Annotated in this window: 12 protein-coding genes; 7 read left to right on the top strand and 5 right to left on the bottom strand. The window is 70.3% G+C overall.

Annotated features, from left to right (window positions below):
* Positions 1-280 precede the first annotated feature (280 nt).
* Positions 281-1,051, top strand: a complete 771-nt coding sequence (locus ACWEKR_RS28720) for a deoxyribonuclease IV (RefSeq protein ID WP_195085821.1) — start codon at positions 281-283, stop codon at positions 1,049-1,051.
* Positions 1,052-1,498: 447 nt separating this feature from the next.
* On the opposite strand, the gene ACWEKR_RS28715 is transcribed toward ACWEKR_RS28720, so the two are convergent.
* Complete coding sequence (locus ACWEKR_RS28715) at positions 1,499-2,428, bottom strand: TauD/TfdA dioxygenase family protein (RefSeq protein WP_195085820.1); 930 nt, start codon at positions 2,426-2,428, stop codon at positions 1,499-1,501.
* A gap of 279 nt (positions 2,429-2,707) precedes the next feature.
* On the opposite strand from ACWEKR_RS28715, the gene ACWEKR_RS28710 reads away from it, so the two are divergent.
* The 6 genes from ACWEKR_RS28710 (at position 2,708) to ACWEKR_RS28685 (ending at position 9,731) form a co-directional block, all read left to right on the top strand.
* The gene (locus tag ACWEKR_RS28710) at positions 2,708-3,928 is read left to right on the top strand and encodes a CaiB/BaiF CoA transferase family protein (RefSeq protein ID WP_452357093.1); all 1,221 of its coding nucleotides are present in this window, start codon (positions 2,708-2,710) and stop codon (positions 3,926-3,928) included.
* Positions 3,925-4,092, top strand: coding sequence for a hypothetical protein (locus ACWEKR_RS28705; protein WP_452357092.1), 168 nt, complete (start codon positions 3,925-3,927; stop codon positions 4,090-4,092). Before ACWEKR_RS28710 ends, ACWEKR_RS28705 begins: the two co-directional genes overlap by 4 nt.
* Positions 4,089-5,015, top strand: coding sequence for a hydroxymethylglutaryl-CoA lyase (locus ACWEKR_RS28700; protein ID WP_452357091.1), 927 nt, complete (start codon positions 4,089-4,091; stop codon positions 5,013-5,015). Before ACWEKR_RS28705 ends, ACWEKR_RS28700 begins: the two co-directional genes overlap by 4 nt.
* A gap of 65 nt (positions 5,016-5,080) precedes the next feature.
* Positions 5,081-5,857, top strand: a complete 777-nt coding sequence (locus ACWEKR_RS28695) for an ABC transporter ATP-binding protein (protein WP_195085816.1) — start codon at positions 5,081-5,083, stop codon at positions 5,855-5,857.
* A 34-nt stretch (positions 5,858-5,891) separates the two neighbouring features.
* Positions 5,892-8,420, top strand: a complete 2,529-nt coding sequence (locus ACWEKR_RS28690) for an ABC transporter permease (RefSeq protein ID WP_452357090.1) — start codon at positions 5,892-5,894, stop codon at positions 8,418-8,420.
* A 396-nt stretch (positions 8,421-8,816) separates the two neighbouring features.
* The gene (locus ACWEKR_RS28685; protein WP_452357089.1) at positions 8,817-9,731 is read left to right on the top strand and encodes a phosphatase PAP2 family protein; all 915 of its coding nucleotides are present in this window, start codon (positions 8,817-8,819) and stop codon (positions 9,729-9,731) included.
* 162 nt (positions 9,732-9,893) lie between these two features.
* Here ACWEKR_RS28685 and ACWEKR_RS28680 read toward each other — a convergent pair whose 3' ends face one another.
* The 4 genes from ACWEKR_RS28680 to ACWEKR_RS28665 all read right to left on the bottom strand — a co-directional run bounded on the left by ACWEKR_RS28680 (position 9,894) and on the right by ACWEKR_RS28665 (position 17,635).
* Complete coding sequence (locus ACWEKR_RS28680) at positions 9,894-11,051, bottom strand: VWA domain-containing protein (protein WP_452357088.1); 1,158 nt, start codon at positions 11,049-11,051, stop codon at positions 9,894-9,896.
* A gap of 211 nt (positions 11,052-11,262) precedes the next feature.
* Positions 11,263-13,680: a DUF5682 family protein gene (locus ACWEKR_RS28675; protein ID WP_452357087.1), complete on the bottom strand. Its 2,418-nt coding sequence runs from the start codon at positions 13,678-13,680 to the stop codon at positions 11,263-11,265.
* Positions 13,677-14,777 carry an ATP-binding protein gene (locus ACWEKR_RS28670; RefSeq protein ID WP_195085810.1) on the bottom strand — a complete coding sequence of 367 codons (1,101 nt, stop codon included), beginning with the start codon at positions 14,775-14,777 and terminating at the stop codon, positions 13,677-13,679. Before ACWEKR_RS28670 ends, ACWEKR_RS28675 begins: the two co-directional genes overlap by 4 nt.
* On the bottom strand, positions 14,774-17,635 hold the full coding sequence (locus ACWEKR_RS28665) for a DUF5691 domain-containing protein (protein ID WP_452357086.1): 2,862 nt from the start codon (positions 17,633-17,635) through the stop codon (positions 14,774-14,776). The genes ACWEKR_RS28670 and ACWEKR_RS28665 overlap by 4 nt, the downstream gene beginning before the upstream one ends.
* Positions 17,636-17,823: the final 188 nt, after the last annotated feature.

Raw genomic sequence — 17,823 nt, 5'->3', positions numbered from 1 at the left:
TCGCTGCCCGGATCCCGGACGCCTGGGCAAGTTCGGCAACTCGGTCAGGCCGGGGTGCACGGGGCGGCGCGTGGCCGGGAACACGGTATCCATCCCGCCTCGGCCGAGGACGCGTTCGATGAGGTAGCCCGCGCACACATCGCCGGTCTGCAACACCGTTTACACCCCCTTGTCGAGTCGAGCGCGCGGACACTATCCATGTATCTCGGCGAAGCATCGAGATGCAACAGTGGCGGCGCGACCTCGATTGTCGTCGGTAGCTGCCAGTACTGTGGCCCGCATGCGCATTGGAGCACACGTCCGGCTCGACAGTGACCCGATCGGCTTCGGGGAGAAACTCGGCGCCGACGTCATCCAGATGTTCGTGGTCGATCCGCAGAGCTGGGACAAACCCACCCCGCACCCGCGGACCGAGGAGATCCTCGCCAGCCCGATCGATGTCGTGGTGCACTCCTCTTATCAGATCAACGTCGCGAGCCTGAACAACCGGCTGCGCATGCCCTCGCGCAACGCGGTGGCCCAGCAAGCGCGGGCGGCCGCCGACCTCGGTGCGTTCGGCCTGGTGGTGCACGGTGGGCACGTGCGATCCGACGCCGAGCTGGAGACCGGAATCGATAACTGGCGCAAATTGTTCGAGCGGCAGCAGGACAAGGGCGGATTCGCGGTGCCGATTCTGATCGAGAACACCGCGGGCGGCAATCACGCCATGGCCAGGCACTTCGACGCCATCGCCCGGCTGTGGGACGCGGTCGGCGAGTACGGCGCTGGTTTCTGCCTGGACACCTGCCACGCCTGGGCGGGCGGCGAAGAACTCGTCGGCGTCGTGGACCGGATCAAGGGCATCACCGGGCGCATCGACCTGGTGCACCTGAACTCCTCCCGCGACGAGTTCAACTCCGGCGCCGACCGTCACGCCAACTTCGCCGACGGCACCATCGACCCGCAACTGCTCGCCGAAGTGTGCCGGACGGCGGGCGCGCCGGTGGTCCTGGAAACCCCGGGAGACGGCCTCGCGGAGGATCTTGCGTACTTGCGCGAGCACTGTGCTTGATGTGCGGCGCTGGGTTCGATTGCAGCGCCTGCGGCGCTGCGTGGTCGTGACCCCTGGGAGTCTCGCGTTCGAGCGACCGAGACGCGCGCCTGCGGGGCATGCGCTTCGGTCACTCGAAGACGAGACGGTCCGCGAACGGCGCTCGTAAGACTCGCGCCCGAGGAGTTGCGGGCAGTCTCGGTCGTCCGGGTGATCGCCATCTGGTCGAGACGACGTCCGACGGACTGGTCTTGATCGAAACGGACGCTCTCGGCGGTCGGACCAGCGCGTCGGAAGCCAGCCGGTGACCGCGGGTGCTTCCCGTCGCCGCGCGGCGCTTCAGGTGCACGACGGGCCGATTCGGCTCGTCGGTTCCGGCGCGACAGCGGAGCTGACCTCACCTCCGGCTGAAGACACCGCATGGCCCCTCAACAGCCGGAGGGCCGGCAACCATGCGGGGTCCTCGGCTCAGGATGCGAGCAGCTGGGTGTCCTCGATGATCGAGTAATGCTCGGCATTGCCCGCGATGGTCGTGCTCGTCGCGCCGTCGACACCGACCGGGACGTCGCCGGCCAGCGTGATGCGGGTCAGCTTGCGGGGCTGGTCGTCGTAGTCGTCGATGGCGTAGTGCTGGGTGGCGCGGTTGTCCCAGATGGCGACGTCGCCGGGTGCCCAATTCCAGCGGGCCGTGTTCTCCAGGCGGGTCACCCGGTCCTGGAAAAGCCGGAACAGCGCATGCGACTCGGCGCTGGACAGCCCGACGAAGTGCTTGACGAAGTGGCCGAGCAGCAACGCCCGCTCGCCCGTCTCCGGGTGCACGCGCACCACCGGGTGCTCGGTCTCGTAGTAGGTGGACTCGAACTCGGCGCGGTAAGCGGCCGTATTGGGGCGCGGCGTCTCCTCGACGCGGGCGTAGTCGTAGACGTTGGTGTGCACGGCCCGCAGGGATTCGGCCAGCCGCTTGAGCGGCTCCGGCAGCGACTCGTAGGCCGCGACGGTGGAAGCCCAGGTCGTGGCGCCGCCGTAGGACGGCAGGTGAACCGCTCGCAGGATGGACGCCTTCGGGATGCGGTCGACGAAGGTGACGTCGGTGTGCCAGCTGTTGGCGCGGCCGTGCTCGGAATCGATCGCCAGGCTCTTCACGCCGTGCGAGGTGACCGTCGGGTGCGGGGTGGTCGGCGCGCCGAGCAGCTGGGCGAATTCGTATTGCCCGTCCTCGGTGAGGTGATCCTGCCCACGGAAGAAGACGACCTTGTGCTCGAGCAGCGCGCGATGGATCACCTCGACGGTCGCCGAATCCAGATCGCCGCCGAGCCGGACGTTGTCGATTCGCGCGCCGATACGGGCGCCGAGCTTGCTCACCGAGGCGGTGGTCGGTGTTGCGGGTGCGACCGTCATGGGATCACCTTTGCTGTCGAGATCGGTTGGTGCTTGCTCGAGCACATCATCGAAAGCACGCCGCTGACCAGGGTTTTCGTCGGGCTGATCGCAAACAGGGCGGAAATCCGGCACCGCCGGGCGCACTGCGAACCAGCCCTCGCCGCCCAGATCCCGGCGCGGCGACCGAAGCGGAACACCGCCGGAGGGCGCGCCCGACCCGAGAGCGGCCGGGGTCTTGAACACCGCCCCGCCGGACACGCTGCGGAAACCGGCACGGCATGGTCCAGACTGGTTGCCATGAGTATTCGGCCGCTGGACGGGGTGCGCGTCCTGGAACTCGGCAATTACATCGCCGCGCCGACCGCCGGGCGCATCCTGGGGGATTTCGGTGCCGAGGTGATCAAAGTGGAACGCCCGAAGGCAGGCGACGAACTGCGCAACTGGCGGCTCTACGGCGGCGACACCTCGATGCTCTACCGGACGATCAACCGCAACAAGAAGTCGATCACCTTGGACCTGCGTACCGAGGCGGGGCGCGGGATAGTGCTCGATCTGGTGCGGCGCTGTGACGTCCTCTTGGAGAATTTCCGCCCCGGCATGCTGGAGAAGTGGGGCCTGGGCCCGGAGGTGCTGAACGAGGCGAATCCGGATCTGGTGATCACCAGGATCTCCGCCTACGGGCAGACGGGGCCGATGTCGGAGCGTCCCGGGTTCGCGGCGGTGGCCGAGGCGGTGGGTGGCCTTCGCGAACTGGTGGGCGATCCGGACCGTCCCCCCGTACGCACGGGCGTCTCGATCGGCGACTCCATCGCGGGCATCTACGCCGCGTTCGGCACCGTCATGGCGCTGTTCCAGCGCGAGCGCCGCACCGAGCGGGACGCGCCCGTCCCGCTGCGGGAGAGGGTGATCGACGTGGCGCTCAACGAGGCCATCCTCTCGGTGATGGAATCGCTGGTGCCGGATTATCTCGCCTACGGCATCCAGCGCGAACGCGTCGGTGGGCGGATGGAGGGCATCGCGCCGAGCAACGCCTACCCGTGCGCGGACGGGACCAGCATCATCATCGGCGGCAACGGCGACGCCATCTTCCAGCGCTATATGGCGGTCATCGAGCGGCCGGATCTGGCCGCGGACCCGGAACTCCAGGACAACGCGGGCCGCTGGCGCCACCGGGAGCGGCTGGACGCGGCGATCGGCGAGTGGACGGTCCGGCACACCCGCGCCGAGGCGTTGAAGCTGCTGGATGCCGCCGCGATTCCGTGCGGCCCGATCTACACCGCGGCCGACATCGTGGCCGACGAGCAGTACCGGGCACGCAACATGATCCAGCCGTTCGCCGTGGACGTCGGCGCGCCGGAGCCGAAGGTGGTCGGTTTTCCCGGCATCGTCCCGGTGATCGGCGAACAGTCCCTTCCCATCCGCGCGGTCGGCCCCGACCTGGGCGAGCACACCAGGGAAGTGCTGTCCGATCTGCTCGGCATGAGCGAGGCCGAGATCGATGCGTTGGAGGCGCGATGAGCACGCGACCGCACGACCGCAGGCGTCCGAAGGGACGCGGGCCCCGAGAACTGCGTTCGCCGGGCACCAGCAGGCCCGCCGTCCAGCCGAATCCGACCGGAGCGGGCGAGAAGCCATGGGGCGGCGTGATGTGCGGGCACCATCGGGCGCGGGAGCAGCGATGACCGCGCCGGTGCTGCGCGATGTCACCTTGCGCGACGGACTGCAGCTGACCGGCAAGCTGCTGCCCGTGCAGCGCAAGGTGGACATCGTGCGCCGCCTGCTCGCGCTCGGCGTGCCCGCGCTGGAGATCGGCTCGATGGCGCGCCCGGACCTGGTCGCGCCGATGGCGAACACCATGGAACTGGTCGCCGCGTTGACGCCGGAGGAACTGAGCCGCTGCTGGGTCTGGGTGGCGACGCCGCGCCATGTGGAGAGGGCGGCCGCGGCGGGAGTGCGCAACTTCCAATACTGCTTCTCGGTCTCCGACGCGCACAATCGGGCGAACATCGGACGTGACACCGAGGCCAGCGTCGCCGCCATGCCGGATGCGGTGCGCTTGGCCCGCGAGGTGGACGGGTCCATCCAGCTCTGCTTGGCGACGGCATTCACCTGCCCGTTCGACGGCCCGGTCGACCCGGACCGGGTCTTGGCCATCGCCCGCGACCCGCGCACCGAGGGCGCGGACGACATAGTCCTGGCCGACACTCTCGGCCAAGCCCATCCCGGCGAGGTCGCCGCGCTGGTCGCCGCGGTGCGCGACCGGACGCCCGCCCGGCGCGTCGTCTTCCACGGTCACGACACCTGGGGCATGGGCGTGGCCAATACCCTCGCCGCCGTCGCGGCGGGCGCGGACATGGTCGACGGCGCGCTCGGGGGCCTCGGCGGCTGCCCCTTCGCGCCGGGTGCCAGCGGAAACACCGCTTCCGAGGACATCCTCTTCGCCACCAGGCCGGCCTGGTTCACCCCCGCCACCCTGGCCGCGCTGGTCGACCTCTCCGAAGAACTACTGGCCGAACTCGGCGAACCCAACCGCTCCCGCACCCTCGAAGGAGCCAGATCCAAGGCATCGGCTTTCGCGTGGGTTGTCGGTCAGCCGCAGGCATAGTCGCAAATCCAACACAGGGTGTTCCCTGATGGCGTGCGGGGGCGATGCCGGTAAGACTGGACGGCATGACTTCGCAAGCCTTGGGCGCCGACACCGCCGACCTGGCGGCATCGCCCGATGTCGCGGCCCACGCTATCGAACTGACCAAGGTCTACGGATCCGGTGACACCCAGGTCAGGGCATTGGACGGGGTGTCGGCCGAGTTCGCGAAGGGCGAGTTCACCGCGATCATGGGCCCGTCCGGTTCGGGCAAATCGACCCTCATGCACTGCCTGGCGGGACTGGACAGCGCCAGCTCGGGCGCCGTCCGCATCGGCGACACCGACCTCACCACGCTGTCCGACAAGCAGATGACGCGCCTGCGCCGGGACCGGATCGGCTTCGTCTTCCAGGCGTTCAACCTGGTGCCGACGCTCACGGCGCTGGAGAACATCACGTTGCCGCTGGACATCGCCGGACGCAAACCCGACCAGGAGTGGCTGGACACGGTGCTGAAGCGGCTCGGGCTGACCGATCGGCTCACCCACCGTCCCAGCGAGCTGTCCGGCGGTCAGCAGCAGCGGGTCGCCTGTGCCCGGGCGCTGGCGGGCAAGCCGGAGATCATCTTCGGCGACGAGCCGACCGGCAACCTGGACTCCCGCGCCTCGGAGGAGGTGCTCTCGATCCTGCGCGCCGCGGTGGACGAATTCGGGCAGACGGTCGTCATCGTGACCCACGAACCGCACGCGGCCGGGTTCGCCGACCGGGTGGTGTTCCTCGCCGACGGCCGCATCGTCGACGAGATGCGTGATCCGACCGCCGACACGGTGCTCGACCGGATGAAAGCGTTGGAGCAGGCGTGACCGGGCGCTCGCGGGAGAATCGGGGGCGGGCGTGATGGCCGGAAGTCCGATGCGCAAAGTCGCGCTGCGCAATCTCGCCGCCCACAAGGTGCGGCTCGCGTTGACCCTCTTGTCGGTGGTGCTCGGCACCGCGTTCATCGCGGGTTCGTTCGTCTTCACCGACACGCTGCAGAGCACGTTCGACGGGATCTTCGCCAATGAGGCGAAGGGCGTCGACGTCCGGGTGAGCCCGAAGGAGCGCCAGGCGCAGGGCGTTCCGAACAATGTGGTGGACGAGCTGGTGAAGTATCCGGGCGTCCGCACGGTCGCGCCGAGCGTGAACGGACCGGTGGTCCTGCTCGATCCAGCGGGGAAGAAGGCCGTCCAGACCGGCGGTGCGCCGACGTTCGGCAAGTCCTACCTGCCGCCGGACAAGGCCGTCGCGGAGCCGGAGAAATTCCTGCAGGGCGTTCCGCCTGCTCGGCCGGGTGAGATCGCGCTCAACACGGGCGGGGTCGAGCGCGCCGGACTGAAGGTCGGGGACCGGACGAAGATCCTCATCCCGTCTCAGCCCGATCCCATCGATGTGACCCTTACCGGCATCTACGAAATACCCTCCGACACGGGCGGTTTGATCGGGGTGCTGTTCGACGACACGCAGGCGCGCAAGCTGTTCACCGACGGCCTGCACGTCGCGTATGTGGACCTGGCGGCCGACGGCATCCCCGGCGACGAACTGCGCGACAACTTGGCCCGAGAACTGCCGGGCTACAAGGTGCACAACGGCGATCAGGTGCGCGCGGACCTGAAGAAGGAAGTCTCCGACGCGCTGAACTTCATCAACTACTTTCTGCTCGCCTTCGGCGCGATCGCGCTGATCGTCGGCACATTCATCATCTACAACACCTTCTCGATGATCGTCGCGCAACGCCTGCGGGAGCTGGCGCTGCTGCGCGCGGTCGGCGCGAGCAGGCGGCAGGTCGGCACGTCGGTGGTGGCGGAGGCGTTCGTCATCGGACTGATCGGCAGCGCGATCGGCCTCGCGGGCGGCGTCGGTCTGGCGTTCGGATTGTCGGCGGTGCTCAACGCGTTCGACCTCGGATTGCCGACCGGAACGATGGCGGTGCGCCCGCGGACGATCGTGGTCGGGCTGCTCGTCGGTCTCGCGGTGACGATGGTCAGCGCCTACGCGCCCGCGCGCCGCGCCTCGCGCATTCCGCCCGTGCAGGCCATGCGCGAGGAGTTCGCGTCCACCGGGGAGTCGCTGCGCCTGCGCACGGTCTTCGGTGTGGCGCTCGCCGTGCTCGGTACAGGGTTCGTCGTGCTGGGTGCGCAGCGCACCGGCGGTACGGCGGCCGCCACGGTCGGCGTCGGCGCGCTCGGGTTGGTCTTCGCGGTGCTGCTCGCCGCGCCCGCGCTGTCGCGGCCGGTGGTCGGCGGTCTCGGAGTGCTGGTGCGCCCGTTCGGGCCGATCGGCCGCATGGCGCGCAACAACGCGGCGCGCAATCCGCGCCGCACCGCCGCGACGGCCTTCGCGCTCACCCTCGGACTGATGCTCGTCTCGGCCATCGGCATGCTGGGCGCTTCGGCGAAGGAGAGCGTCGGTGTGCTGGTCGACAAGGGCGTGCGCGCCGACTACGTGCTGGCCGGCCCGCAGTTGCTCGGGGTGCCGTTCGGCGCTGCCGACGCCGTGCGCACCGAGGTTCCGGGTGTGTCGCAAGTGGTGGGGATGCGAGGCGCCCCCTTCAAGCTCGGCGACGAGCAGGTGTTCGCCACGTCGCCGGACGGTCCGCTGGCGGGTGTGCTGAACTACGAGATCGTCCGTGGCAGCGACACTCTCGGGGCCAGGGACGTGCTCGTCTCGGAGGACGAAGCGAACGACCGTGGCTGGAAGGTCGGCGACCAGGTGACCCCCGCCGGTGTCGACGGCAAGAAGGTCCCGCTCACCGTCACCGGTGTGTACAAGAAGAACCCGCTGCTCGGCCCGATGGTGGTGTCGCAGACGGTCTACGACGAGGTGGTCCCGCTCAACTTCCGGACCAACTTCCTGGTGTTGATCGAAGCGCAACCGGGCGCGAACGTCAGCGCGATGCGTGCCGACCTGGAGAAGGCCACCGAGCAGTTCGTCGTGGTCCAGGTGCAGGACCGCGAGGAGTTCAAAGGCGCGCAGGGCAAACAGATCAACACCCTGCTGGCCATCCTGTACGGCCTGCTCGCCTTGGCGGTGGTGATCGCGATCCTCGGCATCGTCAACACCCTCGCGCTGTCGGTGGTGGAGCGCAGGCGGGAGATCGGCATGTTGCGCGCGGTCGGCATGCAGCGCCCTCAGGTGCGCCGGACCATCTATCTGGAGTCGATGTTGATCGCGGTGTTCGGCGCGGTCGTCGGCATGGCGCTCGGGCTGGGGCTCGGCGTCGGCTTCCTGCGTACGCTGCGCGATTTCGGGCTCGACCAGATCGCCATCCCGTGGAGCCAGCTGGTCCTGGTTCTGGTCGGCTCGGCGGTCGTCGGGGTGCTCGCCGCGCTCTGGCCCGCCGTGCGGGCGGCGCGCACGCCACCGCTGGCGGCCATCGCGGATCTCTGAGCGTCCGTGCGGCGCACCTGCACGGTGCGCCGCACCGGTGGCGGGTCAGTGCGGTCGCCTCTTCCGCCGCGTCGCCGCTGTCGACGGCGTCGTGACTACGACGGAGCGTCTTGCCGGCTCCTGACCGGCTGATCCGACGCGGAACCGCGAGCTGGGCGCGAACTGGATGGCGGAAGACCGCGTCGCTGCCGGCGCCTGCCGCCGCACGTGGCGCGGACCGCAGCAGTCATCGCGAATTCGCTTATGGCACAGGCGAATTCGATTCTCGTCGTGGCGTTGTCTATCCCGTCACATCCTGCTGAAGTTGTCCGTTTCGTAGTGTTGACTCAAACGGAGGTTACCACTCCACTTAATTTCCGGTTAACGGCCTGATTCGACGGGGAAGGAGGCCGCGCGATGGTCGCTGTGGACTTCGGCGAACTGGAGTTCGCGCCGGGCGGAGGCGTCGAACGAGTGCGGGCGGCGGTGCGCGGTCGCGGCGGCGAAGCCGTGGCCCAGCTTCTTCTCATCACGGTGCTCTACCTCGGTTATCGCGCCGGGCGGCTGATCACCGCCGACGACACCGGGCGAGCCATGGGCAACGCGCACGGCCTGCTCCGCTTCGAGGAACGACTCGGCCTGCTGGACGAGCGGACTGTCCAGGCGTTGTTCCTGCACCGTGAATTTCTCGCCGTCCCGGCCAACTTCTACTACGCCAGTGCGCATTTCACCGTGGCCGTGGGCGTGCTGCTGTGGCTGTGGATGTTCCGGCCGGAGCACTATCGCTGGACCAGAAATCTCATGGTGGCTCTGACCGCAGCCGCGCTCGCGGTGCACATCCTGGTTCCGCTGGCGCCTCCGCGCATGCTGACCGATCGCGGCTTCGTCGACCTGGCCGCGCGATACGGCCAATCCGTCTACGGCGCGGCCGATTCCGGCGGGCTGTCCAATCAGCTCGCGGCCATGCCGTCACTGCACGTCGGCTGGGCGCTGCTGCTGGGTGTGGCGGTGGTCGCCGCGACCCGCACGCCGTGGCGCTGGCTCGCTCTGGCCCACCCGGCGCTGACCACGCTCGTGGTGGTGGGCACCGCCAACCACTACTGGCTGGACGTCGTCGTCGCGGTCGTATTGCTGGCGGTGTCCGCGGCTTTGCACCCGTTTGTGGTACCCGCGGCGGCCACCGCCTGGGGCGTGATGGGTCCCGTTCCGGCCACGGCCTCCGCACCGCTCGTCATGGCGGCGAGGGTCTCCCGCATGAACGCGGGCATGGTCCGGCCGACGAATGCCGGCACTGGGGGCCGCAACGGGGCCGCGGCGGGCTGGAACGAGTAAGTCCGGATCACCACGGTCCGGCCGTCCTGATCGCGGAACGCGAACGCGGCGACGCGGGGGTCGTCGTGATTCCTGGAACCGAGCCGGGCCCCTGCGCTGCCCGGAAAAGGCGCAGCATTTCGTACTCCGACCAGCAGGGGGATCGGCAGGGCGGTGCCGGATCTAGTGATGGGCGGCGTTCGCGTGCGCCCAGGACTGCACATCACCTCGATCGAGGGCGACGGCCAGCAGCTCCGGGAACTTGTCCGGCGTACAGGCGAAAGCCGGGATGCCCAGTGCGGCAAGGGCAGCCGCGTTGTCGTGATCGAAGGCGGGCGCGCCGTCGTCGGAAAGGGCGAGCAGTACGACGACCTGCACGCCGGACTCCTGCATCGAGCGGACGCGGCGCAGCATCTCGTCGCGGATGCCGCCCTCGTACAGGTCGGAGATCAGGACGAACAGTGTGTCGGCCGGGCGGGTGACCAACGACCGGCAGTAGGCGAGGGCCCGGTTGATGTCGGTGCCGCCGCCGAGTTGCGTGCCGAACAGCACCTCCACCGGGTCCTCGAGTTTGTCGGTGAGGTCGACGATCTCGGTGTCGAAGACCACCAACGAGGTACGCAGCGACCGCATCGAGGCGAGCACCGCGCCGAACACCGACGCGTACACGACGCTGGCGGCCATCGAACCGGACTGGTCGATGGCCAGCACCACGTCGCGCCGCACCGCCTGCGCCTTGCGGCCGTAGCCGACCAGGCGCTCGGGCACCACGGTGCGATGCTCGGGCAGGTAGGTGGCGAGGTTCTTGCGAATGGTGCGGTCCCAGTCGATATCCCGCAATTTCGGCCGGGTGACGCGGGCAGCGCGGTTCAGCGCGCCGGAAACGGCGGCGACGGTTTGTGCCGCGATGCGCTGCTCGATCTCCCGCACCACCTTCTCCACCACCATGCGCGCGGTGGCCTTGGTGGTCTCGGGCATCACCCGGTTCAGGCTCAGCAGGGTGCCGACCAGGTGCACGTCCGGCTCCACCGCCTCGAGCAGTTCCGGCTCCAGCAGCAGTTGGGTGAGATCGAGTCGCTCCACGGCGTCACGCTGCATGACCTCGACGACCGAGGCGGGGAAGTAGCTGCGAATATCGCCGAGCCAGCGGGCCACGCGCGGCGCCGAACCCTGCAAACCGCCGGTGCGCTTGCCCGGGGAAGTCTCGTCATCGGTGTTGTACAGCGCCGACAGCGCCCGGTCCATGGCCGCGTCCGCACCGGAGCCCAGCCCGCCCAACCCTTCCTCCGCGGCTGCGCCGAGCACAAGTCGCCAACGCCGGGACTGCGTTTCGTCGGTCATGCCGCGTCCTTCCAGGTATGAGCGGCGATCTCGCTGCTGTCTCGCCGGACTGCCTGTTCCCTCATGCTGTATCCGATCCCGACATGGGCGGGGCCCTGCGTGGTTACGCTGCGCTGCCGCCTTCGGGCCTTACCGCTCATGCTGTGTCCGATTTCGGCATGGGCGGGGCACTGCGTGGTTACGCTGCGCTGCCGCCTTCGGGCCTGACCGCTCATACCGTGACCCCCAGAATCTCCGCTGCCGCGCGCACCGCGACTGTGGCTCGGTCGGTGTCGATCCCGGCGGCAGCCGACGCGGCGGCCGCGGACCCGCCGTCGCGGACCGCATGCCCGATCGCGCGGCGCTCACCCGATTCGAACGCGCCGAAGGTGCGGCGCAGCAGCGGCAACGTTTCGACGAACGTGTCGTCGCCGAGTCCGCGCAGCCAGTCGTCGATGAGCCGCAACAATTCCCGGTCGTGCACCAGCAGCAGGCCGCGACCGCCGAGGAACCCGTCGATCCACGCCGCCTTGGCCGCGGCGGTGGCGCCCACCGACAGGGCGGCGGACAGTCGGCGCGCGGATTCGGCGTCATCGATACGGCCCGCGTCGGCGAGCAAGCGGACCGCACGCCCCACCAGGGCGCCGTGCACGTCGTCGCGGTCGGCGACGCGGCGCAGCGCGGCGAGCCACTCGCCGGTGGCCCAGCCGTCGTCCCTGGTGTGGATGGCGGTGTGCGCCGCATCCAGCAGGCCGCGCAGATCGGTGGCGGCGTCGGTGTCCAACCCGGTGACCGCCGCGGGCAGACCGGCGCAGATGCGTACCAGCAACCCATCGGCCACGTGGGCCAGCGCTTTGGTGTCGGTGCCGCGCACGTCGCCGTAGCGCAACGTGCGGATCAGGCCGGGCAGCGCGGCCAGCAGGTGGGTGACGTCGTGGTCGAGCGCCGCGGTGGATTCCAGCCGGGCGATCAATCCGTCGGTGGCGCCGCCCAAGTCGGCCAGCAGCGCGACTTCCAGCGCGGCGGTCAGTTCGCCCACCGAGCGGTCGGCGCGGCTCGCGGTGTCGAGGATCTTCGCCTCCGCCGCGGTGCGGATGGTGGTGCCCCAGCGCGAAGCCTCGATGATCGAGATCGCGTACTCGGGGTGCCATCGCAGCGTCCAGGTTTCCCGGAAGGTGCCGGTGCTGCGGACGTCGCTGGTGGTGAGCGTGCCCCACTCGATGTCGAGTACCCGCAGCCGGTGCAGCAGGCGCGACCGCCGCACCTCGCGTTCCTTGCGCAGATCCAGGTCGATGGTGCGGATCGAGGGCTCCTGCTTCATCCGCAGCGACCGGATGGTGGCGCGCAGGTCCGCGTCCAGCGGCACGGTCGGCGTCTCCTCCGGCACCGCGCCGAGCGCCTCACCCACCACGAGTTCGCCTATCACCAACCGCAGCATCGTCTCGTCACCGCCGCACAGCACCGACCGGGTGGCCTCGGTCACCTCCGACAAACCGGCGAGCGGGCGACCGCGCAGTGCGGCGAGGGTGTCGGCGAGCCGGACGGCCTCGATGACGTGCGCGCTGGACACCGGCAGATCGTGGGCGCGCAGTACACCGGCGACCTTGGTCAGCCAGCGGGCGATCGGCCGCTCGGTGGCGGTGAACAGGTGGTGGTACCAGCCCGGCGAGGCGACGCCCGCGCCGTAGCCGGAGGTCGTGGACAGCCGCGAATGCGTCCACGGCACCCAGGTGAGTTTGGCTTTGGTCTTCGGTAGGCCCTTGAGCAACCGGGCGTCCGGCGCGGCGGGACCGAGCGCGCCGGTGAGCGCGGGCGCGTGCCATGCCCCGCACACCACCGCCAGCCGCATCGCGCCGTCTTTGAGCGCCTTGCGCATCGTCTGGCGCATATAGGCCTCACGCCGCAGGGTGTGGGCGTCGACCACAAGTGGCTCGGGCGGTGGTTCGGGCACGAGGGTCGTTTCGGCGATCGCCTCCGCGACCGAATCGAACTCCGGCGCGGAGTCGTTCACGGATCGCTCCTGCGCCTGGTGGTCGCGCTCGGGTCGACCGCGTTCGGATTCGGCGGTCGCCGATTGCTGCCCAGCCGGTTCCGTCGCCGCGGGTGCGCCGTCGCGCGCGGCTTCTTCCGGCGGCGTCGCGTGGGCCGCGGATTCCCGCAGCGCGCCCATCGCCTCGGTGATCGCCTCGAACGCGTCCGCGTCCGGGACGGATTCGACGACGGCGTCCCACCAGCGTTCCGCGTCGTCGTAGCCGCCCGCCTCGGCGAGCGCGGCGAGTGGATCGAACCGGTCGCCCGGCTCGTCCTCCGTCGCGAGCGTGACGGTCGCGGGCAGGTCGCAGAACCGCACCGGCACGTCGTTGTCCACCGCGTACCGCAGCGCCTGCCACTCGGGGGAGAACACCGCGTACGGCCAGAACGCGGCCTTGGCGGGGGCATCGGGAACGTACCCGAGCAGCGCGACCGGCGGGGTCATCCCCTCGGCGGCGACGTAACCCACCAACGGATCGGCGTCCGCGGGACCCTCGATGAGAATCATGTCGGGCCGGAAGTCCGCCAGGGCCAGCCGTAGCGAGCGCGCCGACCCGGGACCATGGTGGCGGATGCCGAATACCCTGGTCACGGCGGTGGATCCGGTGCCGGAGGTCACCCGGTGACCTCCCGGCAAGCACGGTAGAAGTCCGCCCAGTCGGGTCGTTCACGGACCACGGCCTCCAGATACTCGGTCCACACGACCGCATCGGCCACCGGGTCCTTGATCACCGAGCCGAGCACCGCGCCCGCGATGTCGGAGGCGCGCAGCACACCATCGCCGAAGTGCGCCGAGAGGGCGATGCCGTTGGTGATCACCGAGATCGCCTCGGCGGTGGACAGCGTTCCGGACGGTGACTTGAGCTTGGTCCGGCCGTCTGCGGTGCTGCCGGAGCGCAGTTCGCGGAAGACCCGCACCACCCGCCGCACCTCCTCGGCCGCCGCGGGCACCGTGGGCAGTTCCAGCGCCGAACCGAGCTGCTCGACTCGCCTGCTGACGATGGCGACCTCTTCGTCCTCGCTCGCCGGTAGCGGCAGCACCACCGTGTTGAACCGGCGGCGCAGCGCGGAGGACAGCTCGTTCACCCCGCGGTCGCGGTCGTTCGCGGTCGCGATGACGTTGAAGCCCTTGGCGGCCTGCACTTCCATACCGAGCTCGGGCACCGGCAGCGTCTTCTCGGACAGGATGGTGATCAGCGCGTCCTGCACGTCCGAGGGGATGCGGGTGAGTTCCTCGAGCCGGGCGATGGAGCCCGACCGCATGGCCGTGAGCACCGGCGACGGCACCAGCGCCGCTTCGCTCGGACCCTCCGCGAGCAACCGCGCGTAGTTCCAGCCGTAGCGGATCGCCTCTTCGGCCGTGCCGGAGGTGCCCTGCACAAGCAGCGTCGAGGAACCGCTGATGGCGGCGGAAAGATGTTCCGATACCCAGGTCTTCGCGGTCCCCGGCACGCCGAGCAGCAGCAGCGCCCGGTCGGTGGCCAGCGTCGCGACCGCCACTTCCATCAACCTGCGCGGGCCCACGTACTTCGGGGTGATCACGGTGCCATCCGGAAGGCTGCCGCCGAGCAGGTAGGTGACCACCGCCCACGGTGACAATCGCCAGGACGGCGGACGGGGGCGGTCGTCGGCGGCGGCGAGAGCGCGCAACTCGTCGGCGTACGCCTGTTCGGCGTGGGGGCGCAGCAGGTCCGGCGCCGGATCGGTGGTGGTCACTGCAACTCCTCGAGCATCATCGAGCGGTGGGTGAGGTCGTGGGCGAGCTGGTCGAAGGCCCGCGCCCAGGCGGGATCGTCGCACCGGCGGGCCACCGCGGACAGCGTGTCCGCCGCGGTGACCGGAAGATGGACCGCGGCCGCGGCGAGCAGCGACCGATGCGCGTTCGGCGCCGCGCCGTGCGTCTCGGGACGTCGCGCCGCCGCCCGCGCCCGCTCGAACAGCAGCAGCACCACGTGCTGGGCCAATGCGTCCGGCCACGGGTGGCCCATCGCGGGCAGCAACGCTTCTATTTCGGACAGCCACGAGCCGTCCAGCCGCACCAGGTGCGCGGTGCGATCCGCCTGCGGCAGCAGTGCGAACAACTCCCGCCTGCGCAGCATCGCGAGGTCGGTGGGCACGCCTGCCTCGAACAGCGCCCGCGCCCAGGTCGAATCGCGCTGCGCCAGCGCGGCGTCCACCCAGCCGTCGAAGACCGGCTGCCGGAACCGGTCTTCGATCGTGGCGCGCACCGCCTGCTGCGGCGTGCCGAGCGCACCGGCCCAGTGCGTCAGCGGGGTCGCGGCGACCACCTGCCGGAGCCGAGCCGCGGACACGTCGGGCGCGCCGTTCCAGCGATAGGCGAATTCGACGGTGCGGTCGGTGATCCCGTCGCGCTGCGCGGCGGCGTCGAGCGTATCGGGCAGAGCGAGCACCACATTCGTGTGCAGCATCCGGTGCTCGGCGCGGATCCACGCGCTCGCTCGCTCGCGCATCCGACGTGTGAACGCCGATTCCGGCAGCAGCGCGAGGAGTCCGGCGGCGGTGCGGCGCACATCGGCGCGCCGGTCGTCCAACGCTGTCTCGAGCAGGGGCTCGTCCTCCGGGCCGAGTCCGTCGGCGAGCACGGCCAGCAGTTCGGCCTTCAGCGGGCCCGACTCCTTCGGCCACGCCGTAGTCAACTGCGCCCTCGCCGCGCCGGCGTCGGCGCGCCGGAGGTCGGCGAGCCAGTCGCGCCGCTCGGCTGGTCGGCCGAACAGCCAGGTGTCGGCGGACTGTTCGGAGGTGATCGACGACCGCCGCACGAGTTCCCGCCAGTCCGGATGCCGGGCCGCCAGCCAGCTGCCGCGCGCGCCGGCGAGGCGCAGCAGCGGCTCGCGCAAGGAGGCGTTGATCTTCGCGTGCTCGAGCAGGTGCTCGCAGAGGGCGTCCGGCGCCCGGTAGTCGTACGGCCGCGCGGCCTCGAACCATTCGGGCAGGAATGCCGAGCGCTCCCGCAGCATGCGCGCCAGCCGCGCCGCCGCCGGACGCGGCAGCGACGGCCGCGGGTCGTCCGCCGCGGGCTCCGGTGCCGCCGCGGTGCTGGGGGCGATTCCGCCGCGGGTGAAAAGATCGTGCAGCGCCGCGGTTTCGAGCAGACGCGTCGCGGGATCGCTCGGCAACCGGCCGGCCGCGCGGGCGAGCGGGGGCGGCAGTGCGGCGGAATCCGGGGCGCGGCGCGCGGTGCCGAGCAACGCGACGGAGGTGAGGTCCGCGTTCCCGGGAGCCGGGCGGTCCGGCTCTGGTCCGAAGGTCTCGGCGGCGGCCAGGTCGACGACCTCACCCCCGGCGAACACCGAAATGGGCTCCAACCCGTCGGCGCTCCATTCACCCGCCACCGTGACCGGATGACCGCCGGAGACGGCCAGCAGCGTCCACGGTTGCTCCCCCGGCCGGATCGGCAGCGCCGTGCCGTCGGATTCGATGACGAACCAGCCTTGCTCGGTGCGGGTGGGGATCACGTCGGCCAGCAGCATCGGCCACGAGCGCACCCACGGATCGGCGCCGAGCGCCGAGGCGTGCGCGGCCAGCGCGGCGGCGATGGTGGCGGGCCGGTCGGCGTCGGCGGGCAGCGTGGTGAAAGGTTCGGCGGCACCGTGCTGTTCCCCCCACAATGCACGCAGCGGCGCGGCGCCCGGGTAGTAATGCAGCTGCGCGTCGGCCAGCTGCCCGAGGGCGGGAACATCGGCGGGGAAGCCGGGGGAACCGAAAGAATGGTCCACCACCAGCGCCCAGTTCCGGCTCTTCCGCCCGTACAGCCAGGTGCGTCGGGTATAGAGGCGCTCGTCCTCGGTGATCCGCGAGCCGAACACCATCCACCGATCACGGACCGGGGGTTCGGTGCGCACCGCCTCGGCCGGGTTGGGATAGCCGACGTGGGTCCGGATGCTGGCACGCAGCGGCGGCGGCAACGCGTCGAGCTGCCGGTGCGCGGCGATCAGCAGGTGCATCCGCGCGTACTCGCGCAACACCAGATCGGGCCAGTCGGTCCTGGTGGCCACGGCCGCCGGGAGTCTGCGCAGGGTGGAGGCGAGGCCGGGAGCCTGCGCGTCGACCATCCGGGCGGCCACGGCCTCGAAGGCGCGGTACGAGCGGTCGGCCTGTGCGAGCCCGGTGCGTACCTGGTCGGCGAGCCAGACGTCGAGTTCCTCCAGCCCGGCCGTCACCCGCACCCGGCGCTGTTCGGCGGTGGCTGGGTTCGGAGTGCGGGGGCGCTCGGCGGTCGTGGCGGCCCGAGCCGCACGGCCGCCGATCCACGATGCCGCGTAGTCCGCGGTCTCCGGCGCGACGTCGACCTCGCCCGCGGCCCACCGCAGCAACAGCGACAACGCGTGCTTGCAGGGAAATTTGCGGCTCGGGCAGGAGCACCGGTACGCCGGGCCGGACAGATCGACGATCGTCTGATACGGCGTGGCGCCGCTGCCCTGGCACCGCCCCCACAGCGCCGCGCCGTGCTGTCCGCATTCGCGCCAGCGATGCACCAGCTTGTGGGCCGCCGACAGCGAATTCGCGTCGGGCGCCAGCGCCGCGACCTGGTCTTCGGTCCACGGCGTCGTCATCGCGCGGCTCCAGCTCGGTGGTGGCTCATCGCCTTCCTTCGTTGCTCGGTTGACCGGATTTCTACCGCAGCGCACCGACATGTGCCGCCACCGGTGCCACGCCGCGCCCGGAAGCGCTTGTCGCGGTGCTTTATTCGTCATTCGGACAAATCTTGCGCTGATGGTGATGCTCTGGCATTCTGTCCTGT

It is taken from the genome of Nocardia sp. NPDC004573, assembly GCF_053602135.1.
The sequence above is the reverse complement of the archived record's forward strand: the minus strand, read 5'-3'. Positions and strand labels throughout refer to the sequence as shown.